Source organism: Desulfobacterales bacterium (assembly GCA_030066985.1).
Classification (GTDB): domain Bacteria; phylum Desulfobacterota; class Desulfobacteria; order Desulfobacterales; family JAHEIW01; genus JAHEIW01.
Window position 1 is genome coordinate 72,193 of record JASJAN010000017.1, and the last position, 19,508, is coordinate 91,700.

At 47.4% G+C, this 19,508-nt stretch carries 23 protein-coding genes; 11 read left to right on the forward strand and 12 right to left on the reverse strand.

The window, feature by feature from the left end; genetic code table 11:
• Positions 1-33 precede the first annotated feature (33 nt).
• Entirely contained in the window at positions 34-642 is a 609-nt protein-coding gene (locus QNJ26_09950) for a pilus assembly protein PilP (protein ID MDJ0985856.1), read from the forward strand.
• 148 nt (positions 643-790) lie between these two features.
• Here the strand turns inward: QNJ26_09950 and QNJ26_09955 are convergent, their stop codons facing one another.
• From QNJ26_09955 to QNJ26_09975, 5 genes are all read right to left on the reverse strand, one after another.
• Complete coding sequence (locus tag QNJ26_09955) at positions 791-1,549, reverse strand: hypothetical protein (GenBank protein MDJ0985857.1); 759 nt, start codon at positions 1,547-1,549, stop codon at positions 791-793.
• Between the two features lie 729 nt (positions 1,550-2,278).
• Positions 2,279-3,085, reverse strand: coding sequence for a methyltransferase domain-containing protein (locus tag QNJ26_09960; protein ID MDJ0985858.1), 807 nt, complete (start codon positions 3,083-3,085; stop codon positions 2,279-2,281).
• Between the two features lie 204 nt (positions 3,086-3,289).
• On the reverse strand, positions 3,290-3,514 hold the full coding sequence (locus QNJ26_09965) for a hypothetical protein (protein ID MDJ0985859.1): 225 nt from the start codon (positions 3,512-3,514) through the stop codon (positions 3,290-3,292).
• Positions 3,515-3,741: 227 nt separating this feature from the next.
• Positions 3,742-4,053: a hypothetical protein gene (locus tag QNJ26_09970; protein MDJ0985860.1), complete on the reverse strand. Its 312-nt coding sequence runs from the start codon at positions 4,051-4,053 to the stop codon at positions 3,742-3,744.
• A 14-nt stretch (positions 4,054-4,067) separates the two neighbouring features.
• Positions 4,068-4,511 (reverse strand): helix-turn-helix transcriptional regulator, encoded by a 444-nt coding sequence (locus QNJ26_09975; GenBank protein MDJ0985861.1) that lies wholly within the window; start codon positions 4,509-4,511, stop codon positions 4,068-4,070.
• Between the two features lie 672 nt (positions 4,512-5,183).
• Here QNJ26_09975 and QNJ26_09980 point away from each other — a divergent pair.
• Positions 5,184-5,615, forward strand: coding sequence for a peptidylprolyl isomerase (locus QNJ26_09980; GenBank protein MDJ0985862.1), 432 nt, complete (start codon positions 5,184-5,186; stop codon positions 5,613-5,615).
• A 103-nt stretch (positions 5,616-5,718) separates the two neighbouring features.
• Here QNJ26_09980 and QNJ26_09985 read toward each other — a convergent pair whose 3' ends face one another.
• Positions 5,719-5,919, reverse strand: coding sequence for a cold-shock protein (locus tag QNJ26_09985; protein MDJ0985863.1), 201 nt, complete (start codon positions 5,917-5,919; stop codon positions 5,719-5,721).
• Between the two features lie 461 nt (positions 5,920-6,380).
• On the opposite strand from QNJ26_09985, the gene QNJ26_09990 reads away from it, so the two are divergent.
• Positions 6,381-7,118, forward strand: a complete 738-nt coding sequence (locus tag QNJ26_09990; protein MDJ0985864.1) for a hypothetical protein — start codon at positions 6,381-6,383, stop codon at positions 7,116-7,118.
• A gap of 35 nt (positions 7,119-7,153) precedes the next feature.
• Here QNJ26_09990 and QNJ26_09995 read toward each other — a convergent pair whose 3' ends face one another.
• Entirely contained in the window at positions 7,154-7,696 is a 543-nt protein-coding gene (locus QNJ26_09995) for a hypothetical protein (protein ID MDJ0985865.1), read from the reverse strand.
• 230 nt (positions 7,697-7,926) lie between these two features.
• Here QNJ26_09995 and sodC point away from each other — a divergent pair, with 230 nt between their 5' ends.
• Both sodC and QNJ26_10005 read left to right on the forward strand, forming a co-directional pair.
• A complete protein-coding gene (gene sodC, locus QNJ26_10000) occupies positions 7,927-8,448 on the forward strand; it encodes a superoxide dismutase [Cu-Zn] SodC (GenBank protein MDJ0985866.1) in 522 nt (173 codons plus the stop codon).
• Positions 8,449-8,517: 69 nt separating this feature from the next.
• On the forward strand, positions 8,518-9,501 hold the full coding sequence (locus QNJ26_10005; GenBank protein MDJ0985867.1) for an aldo/keto reductase: 984 nt from the start codon (positions 8,518-8,520) through the stop codon (positions 9,499-9,501).
• Positions 9,502-9,638: 137 nt separating this feature from the next.
• Here QNJ26_10005 and QNJ26_10010 read toward each other — a convergent pair whose 3' ends face one another.
• Both QNJ26_10010 and QNJ26_10015 read right to left on the reverse strand, forming a co-directional pair.
• The gene (locus QNJ26_10010; GenBank protein MDJ0985868.1) at positions 9,639-9,830 is read right to left on the reverse strand and encodes a hypothetical protein; all 192 of its coding nucleotides are present in this window, start codon (positions 9,828-9,830) and stop codon (positions 9,639-9,641) included.
• Positions 9,831-10,072: 242 nt separating this feature from the next.
• A complete protein-coding gene (locus QNJ26_10015; GenBank protein MDJ0985869.1) occupies positions 10,073-10,948 on the reverse strand; it encodes a DUF3568 family protein in 876 nt (291 codons plus the stop codon).
• A gap of 276 nt (positions 10,949-11,224) precedes the next feature.
• On the opposite strand from QNJ26_10015, the gene QNJ26_10020 reads away from it, so the two are divergent.
• The 3 genes from QNJ26_10020 (at position 11,225) to QNJ26_10030 (ending at position 14,662) form a co-directional block, all read left to right on the forward strand.
• Positions 11,225-12,016: an FHA domain-containing protein gene (locus QNJ26_10020; protein MDJ0985870.1), complete on the forward strand. Its 792-nt coding sequence runs from the start codon at positions 11,225-11,227 to the stop codon at positions 12,014-12,016.
• A gap of 259 nt (positions 12,017-12,275) precedes the next feature.
• Positions 12,276-13,595, forward strand: a complete 1,320-nt coding sequence (locus tag QNJ26_10025) for a M48 family metallopeptidase (GenBank protein ID MDJ0985871.1) — start codon at positions 12,276-12,278, stop codon at positions 13,593-13,595.
• A 773-nt stretch (positions 13,596-14,368) separates the two neighbouring features.
• Entirely contained in the window at positions 14,369-14,662 is a 294-nt protein-coding gene (locus QNJ26_10030; GenBank protein MDJ0985872.1) for a GYD domain-containing protein, read from the forward strand.
• 163 nt (positions 14,663-14,825) lie between these two features.
• On the opposite strand, the gene QNJ26_10035 is transcribed toward QNJ26_10030, so the two are convergent.
• The gene (locus QNJ26_10035; protein MDJ0985873.1) at positions 14,826-15,086 is read right to left on the reverse strand and encodes a hypothetical protein; all 261 of its coding nucleotides are present in this window, start codon (positions 15,084-15,086) and stop codon (positions 14,826-14,828) included.
• Between the two features lie 415 nt (positions 15,087-15,501).
• Here QNJ26_10035 and QNJ26_10040 point away from each other — a divergent pair, with 415 nt between their 5' ends.
• Together QNJ26_10040 and QNJ26_10045 are read left to right on the forward strand one after the other, a co-directional pair.
• Positions 15,502-15,948: a lecithin retinol acyltransferase family protein gene (locus QNJ26_10040; protein MDJ0985874.1), complete on the forward strand. Its 447-nt coding sequence runs from the start codon at positions 15,502-15,504 to the stop codon at positions 15,946-15,948.
• 22 nt (positions 15,949-15,970) lie between these two features.
• On the forward strand, positions 15,971-16,756 hold the full coding sequence (locus tag QNJ26_10045) for an EcsC family protein (GenBank protein MDJ0985875.1): 786 nt from the start codon (positions 15,971-15,973) through the stop codon (positions 16,754-16,756).
• Here QNJ26_10045 and QNJ26_10050 read toward each other — a convergent pair.
• Together QNJ26_10050 and QNJ26_10055 are read right to left on the reverse strand one after the other, a co-directional pair.
• Positions 16,741-17,112: a PilZ domain-containing protein gene (locus QNJ26_10050; protein MDJ0985876.1), complete on the reverse strand. Its 372-nt coding sequence runs from the start codon at positions 17,110-17,112 to the stop codon at positions 16,741-16,743. The two genes, QNJ26_10045 and QNJ26_10050, sit on opposite strands and share 16 nt — an antisense overlap.
• A 393-nt stretch (positions 17,113-17,505) precedes the next feature.
• Complete coding sequence (locus tag QNJ26_10055) at positions 17,506-18,735, reverse strand: MFS transporter (GenBank protein MDJ0985877.1); 1,230 nt, start codon at positions 18,733-18,735, stop codon at positions 17,506-17,508.
• 246 nt (positions 18,736-18,981) lie between these two features.
• Here QNJ26_10055 and QNJ26_10060 point away from each other — a divergent pair, with 246 nt between their 5' ends.
• A complete protein-coding gene (locus QNJ26_10060) occupies positions 18,982-19,485 on the forward strand; it encodes a ferritin family protein (protein ID MDJ0985878.1) in 504 nt (167 codons plus the stop codon).
• Positions 19,486-19,508 lie beyond the last annotated feature (23 nt).

Sequence of the window (19,508 nt, forward strand, 5' to 3'; positions counted from 1 at the left end):
TATCTCTTCGAACCCAAATCGAGGAGGTCATTTATGAAACAGCCCATTGCTAAAATCAGCTGGGTCGCCTTTCTGGTGAGCATCTTTTCAATAGCGTTAAATCCGGTCTGTGAGTCCCGCACATACGACAAGCCCATGGTAATTCGAAAAAAGATCATCACCTCAACCGCACAAAATCAAAACGCCGCCACTCCCGAGCCAAAACCGGATATAACCGCTTTCAAAAGTGATGCTGATGATGAAAGGAATACTGAAACAGATACAGCATATGCCCGCAACCCTACTCCGGTGTATGACCCAATAGACAAAATTGACCCGTTTGCGCCTTTGTTTAAAGAAAGACCAAAAGCCCAGGGGCAAACGGCAACCTACGCAGAAACCAACCACAACGGCACCACGCCGCTGGAAAAAATCGATATAAGCCAGCTGAAGCTAACCGGGATTGTTCTTGCGGCCAGCGGTAATAGGGCTTTGGTCAAGGAAGCCTCGGGCAGGGGCTACGTGATTGGAACCGGCACCCGTATCGGGCTGCACGGTGGTCGCGTGGCGCAAGTAGTGGCAGATAAAGTGATTGTCACAGAAAAGATGAAAGATATGAGCGGAAGATTGTTTTATCAGGAAACGGAGCTGAAGCTCAATTAATGCATTCGTAACTCTGGTTGTAACGGCATTCAGCTTCAGGTTTCAGGTGGCCCGCGTCCCGCCTTGGATGGTTTTGGAAGTCAAAAAAGGCAGGGTTTTCATAAACCCTGCCTTTGGCATGTTGGTATAGCCTGAGATCATTTTTCAATCAGTTATTTGGCAGTATCAGATAATAAAGGGCTTTGTTCCCCTGAAGTATATTGGCCAGCCGTATGGCATACGCGTCGCCCGCATATTGGGGTGGAATCGTAAAGGTGACCTTGTTGGAAAACAAATCATAAGTTCCGGCGCCATTGCCATCCTGCCATTTACCCACCAGAACCGCTGCAATATCTGAAGTGGCGGTTTCGATCACCAGCACGCGGTAGTTGAGATCAACAGTGTTTGGGGCCCCGATGCCGCTCCAGCAAACCTCGTAAGCTCCGCCGGATCTTTTGACGGTTACATGGCCAATGTCTGCTGGAAAAACTTCTTGAGGGGCAGGGGCAACATCCACCTGGCGGTGCCTGTTGCCGTCTGAATCCTTGCCGTGTACGATAAATTTCCATTCACCTTCAAACATCGATTCGTTTGGTTGCACCGCCAGTGCCCAGTATTCCAGCACACCACTGGCAGGCCGCCAGTAAAAAGGTTCATAGTGCAATTTATACCGTTTTTTCGACACCGTGTTGACGGCCACAACCCGCATTTTATCTTCGATCAGGTCCAGTCCCCCCAGGTCAAGTATACATTCAAACAGAAACATGGTGCCGTTGCGCAGTTGTGAACCGCCGGTCCAATTTTGCATTCCAAAGTTTCCATAGTCTCGATAATCCCAGCGCGTGTTGATCCAGGATATAGTAATTGGAGACTCATCCGTTTCGGCAGCAGCGGGATAAGCCGTCATGCTAAATATCATGGCGAGCATCAATGAAAATCCGATCTATTTTTTCATCATCTTGGCCTCCATGTCCTTTTGGGTTCATTTCAGGAATCCACCCCCCCTCATCAGTCAACCTGTCCCTTATGACTCACCTCCTTTCAGGAAAATATGAGCATTGACACTACGATCTGTTTTGAACGGTGAATAAGATTAAGAATTGGTTTTTGAAGGCTCAGTCAGTTAGGGCGCTGATTGGTCGCCCAGATGGTGTATTTGGGTGGCAGCGAGATGGGTAAGCAGCACGAATCGTAGAAATCAGTTTGAACTTCAGGCGATCACACCCTATGTAAAATGATATTCTAATCCCTGATTAATTGTCAATAAGGGCATTTCTGTTATCACTACCAAATTATCATAGAAAAACCGGTCAGCAGAAGGTCATCCAGGCCCGGTCTGTCCCGTGTAGACACACTTTTTATTGATATCAATATTGAGGACTAATGGCTGAAGAATTCATCTGCCAATAGTGATTTGGGGTTGCAACATTTGGTACACCTCGACCATGCGCAACACGCGACTCTAAACGGAAAGGGGCCAAATGAACGAGATCAGCATTAACATAAAGACTCATGAAGGTGGATGATTTTAATGCCATCGAGAAAATCTGCCGCAGCGGCCTTAAATTCTCTGACATCTTTTAATTTTTTACCCTGTGGCTTTTAGCTCAACAATCTAAAAATCTCTTCCAAGTCGCCTGCATGATTGGTGGGCATTTCATTTATTGACAGCAACCGCTTTAAAAAACGTGTAGCAAAAAACACCATCGGCTTCTGCGGTGCGGTACAGGTCCCGGATGCCTTTATCAAAAATGTCCTCATCGACGATGCCGGCTTTTAGCGCATCGCTACGAATGCCTTCGATCATGGCGGTAAATGTATTTTTGGTGAAACCGTCAACCAGCTCCGGCTTGCTGGAATCAGCATAAACCATGCGCGGAGAAACATAAATGTCCTTAAATCCTGCGTCCAGCAGCAACGGGTAAAGCGCTCTTCCGATCAGCGCATTACCGCCGGCCTGTTTTTGCAGCTCGACCTGGCACTGGATGGCGATGTGGGCGGCTTCACTATCCGGGTAAAAATAGGCAGAGCCGTGATCGCCCTCAATAACGGTAATCGTACCATCGGTCTTGATCAGATTTCTGAGAAGGTTCAAAGCTGTGGTCGGCTCCGCAAGATGCTCTAAAACATGGCACACAAAGATGTGATCAAAAGATGCGGGTTCAAAGGTCAAATTGAAAATGTCCGCCTGCTGGAATTCTACATTGGCAAAACCTGCATTATCTGCCGCTTTTTGGGCTTGGCGAATGGAATCTGCGGATATGTCGATGGAAATGAAAGCTGCATCCGGGCTGTTGCGCGCCAAAGTGATGGTTTGCGCCCCCACGCCGCAACCGGCTTCCAGCACCCGGCTGCCGGCCGAATAAGACGTGTCGGAATGCAGGAGCTCGACTAAGGTGTTGGCCTGATCCTGCAGACGCCGGTTTTCTTTTGGGTCGTATCCGTGAACATATGAATGGGTCATAGGGTCTCTCCCGTTAGTAATAAAGTGATACCGAAATTGATAGCAAAAGTTTGAAACGCTAACAAGAGGGGCTTGAGTTGTTATCATCGGAGCGCAGGATCGGATGAATAGAATAGATCACATATTCCCTAAGAGATGGGAAAGGCAGATAAACACAGCAGCAGGTCACCCAAAATAGTGCTGGATTGGGTTTATGGATTCAATTTATCTTTTCCAATCCGGAACCTGGGATTTTTTGATGGGGTCAACAATGGCCGCCATGGGGGCTTTGCCGGCTTTCATGCGCGCTTTTCGCTGGTAAAGCCGCTCGCCGGGCATTAAATGGCATATTGACCAGAAAAACAAAAATTGCGCCACCGCAAATACCATATAAAATAAGATCACTCGATAATAATCTTTGAGATAGCTGATTACAGTATTTAACCGCATTAAGACCCTCCTCACATCATTTCTGGTAAACATCCGGCGGCAAAGCTTTGGTCTGATGGAATAGTTTGTAATATACAATTATACCCATGTCAAGTACATTTGTCCATTTTATAAGACGCTTGTGATGTTAAAAGATATGGCTTGCTGTCTTTGGCGCTGGAATTAAATCATATGGCGGTGATCAAATAAAAATCTGAAACCGCAAAGTGGGGGGCCGCATAATCGAATTAAGGCATGATGCCCCTGAAGTGGGCCACCAGAAACAAAGCGATAACGCTACCCGGTATGGCCAAAGTGAGTTTGACAAGCGTCCACCAGGAAGCGGGCTCGCATTCCGGCGGCTTGGCGGCGTAATGAGCGCTGGGAAATGGAATGATGGTGCAGCCGCTGGCGGTTTGAACCGTGTGGTTCAGACCCAAGCGGGCCATTTTCTTTAGAATAAGCCTAATAAGTTTCTGATCATTCAGTCGTTGGGCTTTTTGCATAATTTGAAGATAACAATCACGTTTGCGGGCAACCGTTTCAACTGGTTCTGTCATGATCAGACCTCATTTTAGGTGGTTGTAATGGTTGTTTTTGATGATGGCGATGCTGTTTTGGGACCATCCTGCCAGATGCCGGCAATTTTTTTGGACAGATATTCGATCAAGTCGAAATCGTCGATCACCGATGCTTTTTCAAGCATTTCCAGATATTCCTGCAATTCCGGAAACATGTCAACAACCTTTTGAGACAACAGGATGCCCTCTTTGTAAGGCCCTGTGGCTATTTTGTCACTGCCGGGCAAGGGCTGGAGCTGCTGCACGGGGACTTCCAGACATTGCGCGATGCGCTTGAGATCATCTTCGGTAACGCGCTGTTTTCCTAGCTCGATGTTTTTAATTTTCGTCCGCCCCGAATCCATGGATGTGTTAAAGGCCCGGAAACCCAGCTCGGCCTGATTCATGCCGGTCCGTTTTCTTAAAATCTGGATCATTTCACTTTGGGTTAGTTGCATAGTGTCTCCGCTTGGCTGATCATAATGAAAAAAAGTTGCAAAAATTCCCCCTGTCAATTGATACGCTGGATAAACTACAATTTGTCCGTAAAATTGTCAATGATTGATTTACAATTGTATTGAGAAGAACAATAGGGACGTCCATGAAATTATAACTTTCTATACCGCTACTGAATGCATCTAACAGTCATCGGTTGTTAAAGAGTCAGTCATTGATTGTCATCATCCATCCATTAGTATCGCTATTAATTTCTGAGTTGGGAAAAACTTGTGCATTGGGGAAATTAAATCCTCGTTTGAACCGTTATTTAGCAAATAGATTTTTCCAAACCCCTGATTTTCATCTCGCTGTTTTGTTTCCTGTTGACTTTGTCATCTGGTTTGACCGGCGCCGTACTTTTTTATATGCTAGTTACGCCCGTGAAATCTATCCGTTTTACGCATTGACAAATCTGTATAAATTTGAGATAGTTAAATAGTCCATGATTGAAGAAAAAATTTGAATCATCCTGAAAATCCGCTCAGGGCATTGGTGGTGCCATCCACAAATAACATTCTCTGAAAGGACCAAGGACGCATCCGGCTTATAGGGTAGAGTCTGAAGTGACTCCGCCTTTTTATTATTGGATTCTGTCTGTTTTTTCGGAAGTTAATTTAACCAGGGAGATAATAATGAAAGCAGCCCAGGTTGGAGATTTGGTAAGCGTGCATTATACCGGAAAACTAAAAAATGGAGAGGTCTTTGACTCTTCCAAGGAACGCGATCCATTAGAATTCACATTGGGCAATAAAGAATTGCTTGCGGGTTTTGAAGATGGTGTAGTGGGAATGAAGCCCGGTGAATCTATATCGGTGACGCTGGAGCCTGATAATGCTTTTGGTGAAAGACGTGAGGATTTGCTTCTGAAAATACCCATAAAAGATTTTCCAGAAAATATAACACCATCCGTCGGATTACAGCTGAGGATGAGCAATGCCAGTGGCAATGAAATGCCTGTTGTGGTCTCCGAAGTGGGTGAAGAGTCGGTGACGCTGGATGGGAACCACCCGTTGTCCGGTCAAACCGTAACTTTTGACATCGAATTGTTAGAGATTAAAGCATAAACTCTTTTTGCTGTTTAGTCGATTTTCTACGAAAGGGTATCCCCTAAAACAAAAGGCATTCCCGCGCAATGGTTGGGAATGCCTTTTTTTTAGCAATGACAAATTAGACGACGGTGACATTGGCTGCGGCAGGACCTTTTTGACCCTGCTCGATATCAAATGTGACCTGGTCGCCTTCATTCAAGGATTTGAAACCGCTCGCATTGATAGCGGAATGATGGACGAATACATCCGGTCCGTCTTCCTGCTCGATGAATCCAAATCCTTTGCGATCATTAAACCACTTAACTGTTCCGTTGGCCATGATAACATCCTCCTTTCTTCAAATTATCAACGTCTCTACCTGGAGGATGCTGGTATGGCAAAGCAAACCTTCCTTCAGAACGAAACTATCCTACCAATTTCGGGCAGGACTTTATTGACATACTATATCTTAACCCTCTCAGAGACCAAAAGCAAGGGGTTTCTGTAAAAAAATTCAGAGGTTCCCTCCTTTGCAAAAGCTGCGTGAGCCGACAGTGTTCGGGGATAGGGCAGTTATCGATAGGCCATAATGCGGATATTACAGGAGATCTCCGGCAAACTTTTTAGAGATCTACCAAAGTTTTTAGAGATCTACCAAAGTTTTTATCGTATTGATTTAATTGTACTTTTAGACATATATGCTAAAATAAACTATAGATTTACACTGCTAAAACCGCCATGCCAATCTTTCGAAGCGCGGAGCACCACAGGACAAACAAAATAACAATGATCAGGAAACATATGCATATCAAAAAGTTTGTGGCGATTGCCGTGGTTGTCTTTCATTTCTGTTTTCTACCTATTGCCCAGTCGCAGGTCAATCATGCCCAGTTGCTGCTTACAGGTACATTCCATGGAGATGAGGTAACGGCTAAATCCGGAGAAAGGTGGTTGGCGCTGGTTCCTACTGATAAGGGCTATGCTTTTCAGGAAACACGCCTCGGGATTGAATTCGTTAAAGATGAAGTCATCGATGAAGACGGCCAGGCCACTGCAAAAAAAGTTTTTGTTGATCTGGATGAAAAACCGCTTTTTCTGGTGCGCGGATTGCCGGGTATTGCGGCCGGTCCTGTAGAAACGATGGTTGCAGAATCGCGTTACCTTAAAATCGGCATAGTGGCTTCATTCAAATTATCAAACGGCCGCCGCTACAAGTTGACGGTTGCCTGTGATCAGAACGGCCCCCTGACAGTCGATCGCTTCGGAGAATGCCCCTTGATCCTGACGGCAGAATCCGGGTCTCAAAAAATTCATCATTTTCAGATTTACCGCCCTCCGGATGCAAAACCCATTTTCGCAGGAGATGCCAGCCCGGCAGTGATATGGGCGGGCGATTTAAACACAGACGGGGCACTTGATCTTCTGCTAGATGTTTCCAATCATTACAACACTTCTGCTTTGACACTATTTTTATCGTCTGAAAAACCATCTGAAGCGCTGGTCATTAAAGCAGCAGCGTTTGTTTCCTCCGGTTGTTAACCCGCATCACCCATCTCAACTTGAATACAAATTAATTAGGGGACGTCCATGAAATTATAACTTTCTTTATTTTTACGACCCGGCCACAAGCGCCTGATCTCTTCGACAGGCCGCCAGTGCATGTGCGGATATTTGGGCGCCCCTTGCTGCCTGATGCGTCGCAAGTTCTCTATTGTGCCGGAATAGTTGCGCCGATGAATGCCCTGCACTTCATTCCGAAAGCCAAATACAAAATAGACCTCTCCGTCAGCCATTTGCAGCACATTAAAATACGGTCTGGCGGCAGTATATCCCCGCTGGTTGAGCGCATTAAACTTGGTGGCATCTTTTTTATATTCTTCGACTCTGACAACATTATTGGCACCGGCAATATCAACAACCAGCACTTCGTAGGGATCGGCCCAAATGCTTGGTGCGCAAAGCAATGTTATTGTCAGGACCGACAGCAGGACTCGCCACCGCTGAATGCCATTTAAATCTAAAAAGTGGCCACAGACAGCTTTAGAAGCGGTGATGATATGATGGGTGGCAACTTTATGAATGGGTGTCAAAATCATTGATGAATGAAAACATAGCATACCCGTTATGCAGCCGCAATAATTCCTGCGAGTAGACCTTTATAATCGCATTGACAAACCCCGCCACCATAACAAAGTTTTAGCTAAACCCTAAATGTGCGCATTTTGGGGATTCAATTGATTCAGCTCGTAAAAAATTTATCTATATCATTTATCGGACCTCTTTTCCGGTCGGGCAGACACCATCATGCTTATTGCCGGACCATAAATATTATACGGAGGAATGCGTCATGACAAAATTAATGACTGTTATTTTGAGCATACTCATTACCTGTTTATCCGCACAGGCACAGGAACTGGTTTTTCACATACACTTGATCGATATTACTGGTGTCGGCAAAGCCATCGGAACGGTTAAAGCAACATCAAGTCCTTATGGAACAGTCTTAACGCCCAATCTAAACAGCCTCACCCCCGGCTTGCATGGATTCCATATTCATCAAAATCCTGATTGCGGTCCCGGGGATAAAGGTGGTAAAAGGATTCCTGGACTGGCTGCTGGAGGGCACTATGACCCAGCCGGTACCGGGAAACACGCAGGCCCCTTTGGCAACGGACATCTGGGCGACTTGCCAGCCTTATATGTTGATGGTAATGGTCAAGCCAGCCATCCCGTACTCGCACCCCGGGTAAAACTGTCCGATCTCAAAGGCCGTGCGCTGATGATTCATGCCGGAGGCGACAACTATTCTGATAAACCCCAAAAACTGGGTGGCGGCGGTGCCCGGATGGCATGTGGGGTGGTTCAATAGCGTTTAACATCAGCCTGTGGCCGGATATGCAACCCCAACTCCCAATTTAGCGGGAAGAAAGGAGCCAATATGGTGTCAAAACGAAAATTAGGCCGTAACGGCCCCGAGGTTAGTGCCATTGGTTATGGGGCCATGGGGCTTGAGGGCTATTACGGCAGTGCAAAAGAAAATGAAGCACTGGCCGCACTTCACCATGCGCTGGATACCGGCTCGACTTTCATTGATTCAGCAGATGCATATGGAAATGGTCACAACGAGGAGCTGATCGCGCAGGCGATCGCCGGACGACGCGAGGATGCTTTTATCGCCACCAAATACGGTATTGTTTTTGAGGCCGACCAACAGGGAACAGAAGTGCCGACCGGTTGGGGGTTCTCATTGAACATCAACGGTAACCCCGACTATGTGCGGCGGGCACTGGATCACAGCCTCAGGCGGCTGAACAGCGAGCGGATTGATCTTTGGTATCTGCATTATCCGGATCCGGCCACACCCATCGAAGAGACGGTGGGTGCCATGTCCGAGGCGGTAAGCCAGGGTAAAGTCAGGTTCATCGGCCTGAGCAATGTCACGGCCGATCAGGTTCGTCAGGCGCATAAGGTGCACCCGATTGCAGCCGTTCAGTATGAATATTCGCTATGGCGCCGCGAAGTTGAAAACGAATTGTTGCCCACGCTCCGCGAGTTGGGAATTGCTTTAGTGCCCTGGGCTCCATTGGGAAGCGGATTTCTAACCGGCACAATCGATGAATTGGCTTCAGATGATTTTCGGAATAACAACCCGCGTTACCAGGGAGATAATTTTAAAACCAACAAAGACCGGTTTGCGCCTCTGATGCAGGTGGCCGCAGAACTTGACATCACACCTGCTCAACTGGCGCTCGCCTGGCTCCTTCACCAGGGGGATGATATTGTTCCTATTCCGGGAACACGCCAACAGAATCGTATTACCGAAAATGCCGCTGCAGCCGGCATCACACTGGATGCCGAAACCGTCGAGCGCATATCCTCCCTGGCTGCTCCCGGAACGGCCGTAGGACAAACACTTGTTTGATATGCGGGTTTAGGATTCAAAGGTTCTGGGTTCGGTGTTTCCGATTGCATACAAAAAACCCCGCATCTGACATTCCGATGCGGGGTTTCTTATATATAAGAAAGTTGATGAGAGCGATGGTTCGCCCTCAGTATGGTTTAGACACGTCCACCCCAGACAGCCGGTTGTTCATCTCTTTTTTTGGTATGCTCAGGGCTGTTTGGGTTTGGCGAACTGTATCGCTTTTTGGCAATTTTCTTTTGACGCTCTTCATTGCCTTCATTAACGCGATCACGGCACTCACCTTCGTCGCAGTTACCGGTAATGTCTCTATTGGGTATTTTGCTCATGATATATTCCTCCAAGAATCTCTAAAGTTCTGTTTTTTATATATAAATACGTTTTTCGCAGTTTTGGCTTAGGCAAAGGTATGCATCCTGATGAAATAATCAAGGGAATAAAAGGTGCTGCGGTCGCCATTGTGGGGTTGGACGAGAGCCCGAATTTGGCAAGCAGGGAACCAAAGTTGCAAAATCTAGTTGAATATTAGCGTTGGGGTCTGGGTAACCGATTCGGTTTTGGGAGGCTGGCGCTATTGGATTTTTACATCGGTTAGCTCAATTTCCACGCGGCGGTTCAGCTGCCTGCCCTCGCGGGTTCTGTTGGAGCCGATAAATTTCTGGGCACCGTGACCAAATGTCTGGAGTTTTCCAGGCAAAATACCCTTGCCCACCAGATAGGACTTGACCATATTGGCACGCAACTCGGCAATCATTTCATTATAGGATTTGGCTCCGTATGAGTCCGTATAACCGTTGAGGGTCGCACTTGCAGCAGGATTATTGCGCATAATCTCAGCGACCCGATCCAGCTTTTCTTTGGCCTTATCTGTCAGCTCATTGGAATCTTGATTAAAATAAATGATGAAAATCGAATCGTTGAGCATCTCAGCGACCTTTGCCGGGCTGCGGTTCCAACCTTGATCACCAGCTTGAGCAGAGGGTGCTGGCACCGCAACTTGTTGGTCGATGCTCTCATCCAGGTTTTCTTCTGTAAATCCCTGCCTGGCGCTGGTTGAGATACTCGGATCCAACTGCTCATGAATAAATTCATTGATCTGATTGGCCACCCGCCGGTCTCCAAAACCCACCTGACCGGCCCTGACCGAGACCTCTGTGGACTTTCGGCTGATCCTTACCACCTGGACGACCACCGGGGTACCATCCGCACGGCGGGCTTTGAAGGTGGTCTTTAAGCCATCTGCAATGGTTTCCGTGACCGGTATTTGCAAATCTTCCAGCGTGTCATTACTGGCCTGGACCGTTGTATGATAGTCTGTCGGATATGTTTTTACCGAGCCACCGGGCATACCGGCGCATGCCGCCAATACACAAAGACACAAAAATAGGGCCAAAAGAGCTGATGCCTTCCTGGTATCAGTCAAAAATTTATAAAAAGAAAGTTTCATTGCGAGATCTGCCTATCGATTTCGATTCGTTTTATCTTTTATGGCCATCAGCGGATTGCATGCCGCTATATTCATTATAATTTCACAGCCGGCAAAAACACAACCATTTTATCCCGGTAACAATATTAAAGCATGTTATTTCAATTAGTTAAATACAATATCCGACGCTCGAATCTTGACGAGAACCTGCATTTTTTATATGATTAAAGAGTTCAATGACGCATGGCTGCAATTTAAGAAGTTCGCTTTGAACCACCAAAATGAGGATATGAATTGATGCCAACTTTAACGCTGAAACTTCAAAACAAATCTCTGGGAACATTTACGCTAAAAAAAGGAAAGGCCTTGAGTATCGGCCGGCGGGATAAAAATGACATTGTTATCGATGATCCGGCTGTATCAGGTCATCATGCCAAGATAGACTATCTGGGTGACCGACTCGTATTAACTGATCTGCAGAGCAAAAATGGCTCTTTTGTCAACGAGCAGTTGGTTCACTCGCATTGGCTAAGGGATGCGGATGTCATCACCATTGGTGAGCATTCACTGGAATTGAAATTTGAGACAAAAGAAAAAGCGCCGCCAGTTGCGTCGGATGATTTTGACGACACCCAGGCGATGAATACCACCCAGCATCGCAGAATGAAAATTCAAAGCAATCCTACCAGAAGCATAAATGTGCCCAGATTCTGGGACCAGAGCCCGAGTCGCGGAACGCTCAGAGAGGTGGACTCGTCCGCTCCTGATCCAGCCACAGAGGAGCCAAGTCCCGAGTCGACTGCCACCCTGGATTATTTAGACGGCGGCGTCGGGCAAATCAGACTGACACGCAAAATTACCACCATTGGAACCGATCCCACATCCGATGTCGTCATCAAAGGCCTGCTGATGGATCCAACTGCTGCCACCATCAACAAAACCCCCGAGGGTTTCTGCTTTAATTACATTGGTGGTCGCCCCCGGCCTAAAATCAACGATGCGCCTGTCACAGGGTCAACCTTTTTGGAGATCTCCGATATCATTCAAATCGGCTCGGCCCGGCTGCAGTTTTCCATCGAGGAACCATAAAACCGGTTCTGGGTTCAGAGGTTTAAAGGTTTGCTGCGTTACCCTCCACACGATGCCCCATTTTCTCTTAGTTAGTAAGACCATCTTTGGTTACTTTGGCTATTATCATCGATAGCAGTTGTCTGAAGAACCTTTCAGAATTTGCGCTTCATTAAACTTATTGCATTCCGCTAAAAAAGAAGTTAACCCATTATCGAAGAGTTGAGGAGGCGCTTAACCTTTTTATAGATTTATCAACGCATCACAAGGAGATATCCGCATGGACCTACACCGTATCAGGTACAGAGGCGATAAGGAAGATGTTGAATTGTTGTTCAAAGATTACAATCTTGAAGGCATCATATCCACCTCGGAAGAACGGCAAAAGCTTGAAGAGTCCAATTTTCGCAATCAGTTACTAAAAGACGGCGCTTTTTTGCTAAGCCAGCCGATTTCACCCCGCATTTTCGACATCGTCACGGAAACAAAGCAAAAGCTTGGTTTGGATGGCGATTATGAAGTCTTTTGCCTGAACTCGAACAACATCAACGCATTTGCTTATGTTCAACCGGCAGAGGACAAAAATTTTTTTATCATTGGCATTACCTCCGAGGCCCTGGAGGAATTGGAAGATCTGGAGATCCAGTTTATTCTCGGACACGAGCTGGGTCATTTTTTGTTCGAGCACAACCGCATGAATTATCTGATCAATCCCAACCCCAACAGCCAGGGAGTGACGCTGCTGCCCAGTATGGGGGAAAATATTTTTTTAAGATGGCGCAAAAAATGCGAAATCAGCACGGATCGCATCGGGCTGATAGCCTGCGGTGATTTTGAAAATGCCGCACGCGCCATGCTCAAAACCGCCTATGGCCTGACCGGTAAAAATTTGAATTTGGACGTTGATTCGCTGCTGGAGCAAATCGATTCGCTCAAAGATACGCCCGAAGCGCTGGAGGTCAATTATCGTTCCCACCCGTTGATGCCGCTGCGACTGAAGGTCATGCAGATGTTTGCCGAATCGCCCATTTTCAAAAAGGTTCTAAGCGAAAAATCAGACTTTTCCGACAAGGAACTGAACGCGCTGGAAGATAAAACGGATCAATGGGTGAACTGGATAAAAAGATACCCACGCCGCCCGCTGGATCTGGCCGCCATGAAACTGGTCACCGCTGCCGGTCTGAAACTCATTATGACCGAAACGGTTGTGATGGACGAAGAAATCAAAGTCGTCATTCAAATACTGCATAAATATTTTACAGATGAACCCGGTGAGGTCATCAATGATATTATGCAAGACACCAATAATCTCGATAGCTTGATCAATGCGAATGTCAAAGAAATTTCCGAAAAAGGCGATGACCGGCACAAGACCTTTGTGCTCTCCCGATTGGCCGATATTGCCATTGCCGACGGCAAATTGGCCAAACCGGAAGCTGGCATCATCTTTGATATTGCCAAGGACTTTGGCATTCAGGAAAAAGCAGCTTACTCCATTGTGGTCGGCGGGATGAGCTCAGTGGGGCTGAATATCGATTGGAAGATGAATAGCCTGGTGCGCGAGATAAAAGCACAGCTTCAGAAAAAATACGTGGTTTAGGTGCCCCGTCTCCGCTCTGGTTTACCGCGCCGATCTGTCACGCCGGAGTTTTGACGTAGGAGGAAGCTGTTAAGGCGAAGGCGGGCGAGCTTCCGACTTCGCTCTTCAAGCTACGCCGGGACAAGACGCCGCGGCAAGCAGATGACAGAAGACAGATGTCAGAGGCCAGAAGATAAAAAAATAGAAATGAAAAGAACGGCAAGCTCGTGCTTGGTGAGAATGGTGAACGGATAAGACCACGAAGCGTACGAAGAACACAAAGAAAAATATATCCATACGAAGTTAGTCCGCTTCATAAACTTCATGTCCTTCGTCGTAAAAATAGTTTTCAGAAAAGCACCCAAAATAAGAACCAGTCGCCGCGAAAAACAGAGTAATGCGATTCGGAGCCGGATCTAATACCAAGCCGCTATATGCAAACCGCCTGACCTAAATGATATTTTCTTGACTCAAAGGGGTTTCTAACGTATCACCATACTTGTAGAAAACTCACCTGAATGTGAATTCCGCCCTTACAGCAGACACGCATCCGATTCTTTCCGTTGGCAAAATTTTTCCGCCGCATCGTTTTTATTCATCGATGCTCTGTTGCGCTTTTCTTTCTGACATAGACGTTGGTCCTGACAAACTTTTAGCCTGAAAGTCAGGTAAAATGGAGCAACCTTTAAAAATGTGCATGCACCACTCCCGGCAGATAATTTTACTTTGCCGGGAGCTCAGAATTATTGCCATTTGATTCCAAAACAACCCGTTGTTTGAAGGGAGGCAACACCATGGCTAAATTTATCTCGCTGGTTAAATACACGACCAAAGGCATCGACAAAATCAAGGAAAGTCCAAATCGACTCGATGCATTCAAGCAATTATGCGAATCGATGGGGGTAACCGTTGATGGATTTTTCCTGACCATGGGGTCCTATGATATCGTGGTAATAGTGGATGCACCGGATGTTAAGACCGCAGCCAAAGTCCTTTTGACCACCGCATCAGCAGGTGCCATCAGCACTGAAACGCTTCCGGCTTTTACAGAGGAAGAATTTAGGCAGGTTATCGCCGAATTGCCCTAACAGATACATGATCCGTGTGCAAACAAGGAGGATTGCCCGTTTTTGAAGATAAAGGCTGGACCATATTCAGAATAGGTCCTGACTCAAATTAAATAGCCCTACCTCTCCTTTTGAGAGGTAGGGCTGTTTTCTTTGCTCGATTGATAGACTATAGATGTACTTTTCAGGCGGCGATTTTACCGAATTTACTGCGATAAACGGCTTCTATGCGGGCGGTGGGAATGCGGCCATTATTAAAGCATTTCTGGCACAGGGTATAATACAAAACAGGTGCCCTATTTTCTCGTTTTGCGTCAGAGGCCGGCGCTTCGGGTGTATAGCTGCCCAACACATACATATAGGGATCTCCGCAGACGACGCAGGGCTCATCACGAAGATCATTGAAAAGTTTTTCTTCCGCCTCGGCTAACATCTCATCGGTCATCATGACCCCCCTTTATCTTTTCAAGGGTAATGTCGGTTGGCGATAATTTAGGTATGACGAACAAAGCTTGCGATGCGAACATTGCTTGCAAACGGCGATGTGCTTTTTGTTGTTGGCCTTGGTTTTGGGGCAGGAAACGTAACTCATGAGCTAATTTAACCTCGCAGTACAAATGTTTAATTGATTGTATGAAATAAATGTCGCAGCATGTCGATTTTATTTAGTATATCACTATATCTTGATAATTGTCAAACAAATTATACCACATATAGTATACTTGAAGCCCATAGCACCGGATCTATCGATTTTGATGGTTGATGTTTATGGGTTATGTCTAATACTATTAGACACATCGATGATCACAACCGATGAAGGCCGTTTGTTACAAACTGACAAGCATAAAGGGAGCCCTGTTGTGCATTCGACTTTAAAAGACCTGATTGCCGGAGATCACATCTATGTGAAACGCAAAGGGTTTTTCTATTCCCACCATGGGATATATGCCGGCGATGGGAAGGTTTTGCATTTTAGGGGCGCTGTTCAGGAAAAAAAGGACCCCACCGTTATCCTCAGCGACATGGAAACATTTCTCAAAAATGGACGGCTGCAAAGGCGCACTTATAAACAACGCCTGCCGCATGCTGAAACACTGCAGATCGCACGCGCGCAACTTGCGCAAAAGGGATATTCACTGGTTTTCAATAATTGCGAGCACTTTGCCACCTATTGCGCCACTGGGAAAAAGAAAAGCCCGCAGGTCAGTAAAATTATCGGCGGCATGGCCACCCTGACGCTGGCAGTCACTGGTTTTTTCATCCGCAAAAAGGCCCGACCCCAAAAAGGAGATCCATCCGTATCTTGAGCAAAGGTTAAAAGGCATAGATATGGGCATATCAGCAGAGGATCGTGACGATCTAAAATACGCAAAAACACTTCTGGAAAATCCGAGCCTGGCGGCCAGAATTTCAAACCTTTTGGGCACTCCGATAGAAAAAGGCTTTGGTTACCTGCCGGCCAAATGGAAGGATCTGGTTCAAACAGCCACTGAAAAGTCGCTTAAAAAAACGCTGGGTTTTGCCGTGCACACCATGGATGTCAAAAAAAGAATGGCTTCTTCGGATAAGACCCATAAGCTGCTGGTCATGGCCACCGGGGCCAGTGGCGGATCATTCGGTCTTCCGGCTTTAGCGGTGGAGCTTCCGGTGACCACCACCATCATGCTGCGCTCCATTGCCGATATCGCACGCAGTGAGGGCGAGCCCATCAGCGAGCTGGAGACAAAACTTGCCTGTTTGGAAGTTTTTGCCCTGGGCGGATCTGCAAAAAACGAGGATGGCACCGAAACCGGTTATTATATTGTCAGGGCGGCATTGGCGCGCACCATCACTGAAGCAGCTCAGTACATCGCGGAAAAGGGTCTGGCCAAAGAGGGGGCCCCGGCGTTGGTCCGCTTGATCGCGGTTCTGGCATCCCGCTTCGGGGTGCTGGTATCGGAAAAAGTCGCCGCCCAGGCCATCCCGGTGATCGGCGCCGCCGGGGGCGCGTTGATCAATACAATCTTTATCGATCATTTTCAAAACACCGCCCGCGGCCACTTTATCGTCAGAAGACTCGAACGACAGTATGGAAAAGAATTGATTCGACAGGAATACGATCAGCTGGAGGTGTGATACGGGCGGACAACCTTATATTTGCTTGCGTTGAAAGATTTTACAAGCTTCATGGCAAATTGAAAATTCAGGTTGTGTGTTCCCTTAAAACGGACACCGGCGCCAAACCGGCCGTTGCCCCGTTCGCTGGAATAGATGACCTCTCCTTGGAGTTCGATCAGATTGTTGCCGTCGTCCACCGACATCATAGAGATGGATTTCGATGAAATCCTGTGAGTGGTTTCAAGAAAAACGCCGCCCTGGCTCAAATTAACCGCCTTGGCCATGGCTTGTTCCATGACCTTACCGTTTGACGCTATACCGACATAAGAAATTAAGTTACACGTGTTGACACGCGGAAATTGCCGCCGTTCCATATTTGCCTCTCTATAAATTTCCTGCAATTGCGCTCCGGACAACGTGCCCGGAAATGGCAGGCTTTTTACCGGAAACCCAATCAATGCCGACCAGCAGAATTAAGGCATTTTCCATGCCAATTGGCTCAAATATTCATTATTTTACGCACTTAAAATGTTTTTCAATTAATATCAGGCGGATATAAAAAATTGGACAAATGATAACGCATTTCCATCAATTATGTCGGTTAGGTGATGGAAAATTGAGAAATGAGCGTAACAGAATCTGGGAAATGAAATTAACAGGGATATCGTTATTGATGACAAACGGAAAGCGTGTACAAGGGTTCTGTAATGCGGTTGGCCCCGATGAGAATATAATCTAGCAGCATAGATGAGGTTGCCCTTAAACCCTTAATCCTGGCTAGCGGCTTTTTGCAGGGGCCCGAGCATTAGAATCAGAATCAAACCGGTGAGCGCCAGCCCGGTAAGCACCCAGAAGACCCCCTGGTAGCTGCCGGTGACGTCAAACATGCGACCGGCCAAAACCGGCCCGACCGCACCGCCAATCGTACCGCTGAACAGAATGAGCCCAAAGAGCAACCCGTGCGAGCCGGTGCCGAATAGCTCCGCTACCGTGGGCGACATGACCGTAAAGAACCCCCCGTGGCTGAAACCATAGACTGTGGCAAACAAAAACAGCATCCAGGCCTTGCCGGAAATCTGCAACCACAGCAGGCCGCAGAGCAGAATGACAAAGCAAATGATCAGTGAGCGCTTGCCGCCGATTTTATCGTTGGCCGTGCCCATCGTAAACCGGCCCACCATGCTGACACCGCCAATGGTGGACAGGACAGCGGCCGCGGTCCCCGGGGGCAATCCCAGATCGGTAGCGTGCGGCACGATGTGCACGACCATGGTCAGCAGGCAAAAAAAGATGGTAAACTCGGCAACGCACAGGATCCAAAAAGCGCCTTTGCGGACCGCTTTGTCGAGGGGGATGCTGCGCTCTGCGTCGGTGGCCGCAAATCCGGCGTCGTCAGCGCTGTTGCCGTCGGGCAGCTGCCCCTTGTCCCGGGGATCACGGTAAAGCACCAGCGCCGCCGCAACCAAAATCACCAGCGCAATTGCCCCGATAATCGTGTAAGAATGCCGCCAGCCGTAGGCGGCAATCAGGGCTGCGGCAATCAGGGGGACAATGAGCTGCCCGGCCCCGGTGCCGACCTTGATGATACCTGACATCATTCCCCGGCGCTTCACAAACCAGCGTGCCACTGTCGAGAGGGTTATCACGTCATGGGTGCTGAAACCAATGCCCACCATGATGCCGTACAGAAAATAAAGCTGCCACGGGGACTGCATTTGCGCCATAAACAGGTAGCCCAGGCCCAGCGAGATTCCGGAGACGACCATAATGATTCTGGGGCCGATGCGGTCATTGAGCCGGCCGGCAACAATCCCCATCGCTCCCATGATAAAAAAGGCCAGAGACGATGCGCCAGAGATAACAGTTCTTGACCAGCCCAGCTCAGCCTGAAACTGCTTGAAAAAAACACCATAGGTAAACAGCGGGCCGATGCACACCGCCTGGATGATGAAACTGGCGGCCACGATATTATAGCCGTAAAAAAACTTTGATTTCACAATTGCTGCCTGTTAATGGGTTTTGTACGTAGAGCGCGCTTTGAGAGCGCAGTGTCGAGACTTCTGATTTTGGCGATTGGGGAGTATAGAGAGATTTAACAGAGGCGTCAATGATGAAGTTTCACCCGCTTCTCCGCTGGACGGCTGCAAAGCGCTTGACCTTGCCAATCCGATACATAAATTACAACATAATCTAAAACATAACATCCATATTTTATCCAGGCATACTTTTAGATTGGGGGTATTATGCAAATTGAAGAGGCCATTCAAACCGCGATCGAATATGAGACCGAACTCAGGGATATTTATTTTGAAGCCGCGGAGGCTGAAGATGATGACAAAGGCCGCCAATTTTTTCAGTCAATGGGCAAAGATGAGCAAGGTCACCTCGACTACCTGGAAGATCGACTGAAGCAATGGCAGAAAACCGGTAAGCTCAGCGCTGAAAAACTGAAATCAACCCTGCCATCAGCAACAGAAATCGAGCGGCTGGCCTCGGAAGTCAAATCTCTGGTGGGTAAGGCGTCTCGCGGTCTCAAATCACAGATGCTCAGCAAAGCGCTGAAAATGGAAATCAAGACCTCCGAATTTTACCAGAAGATGGTCGATGAAATGCCCGCCGAGGCCCAGCAGATGTTTGCGCGCTTTCTTGAAATGGAAATAAATCACATTCGAACGCTTGAATTCGAGCTGGATTATATCAGCAAGACCGGTTACTGGTTTGATGTCAAAGAATTCGATATGGAATGATCGGCTAATTCCAGTCGCACTCA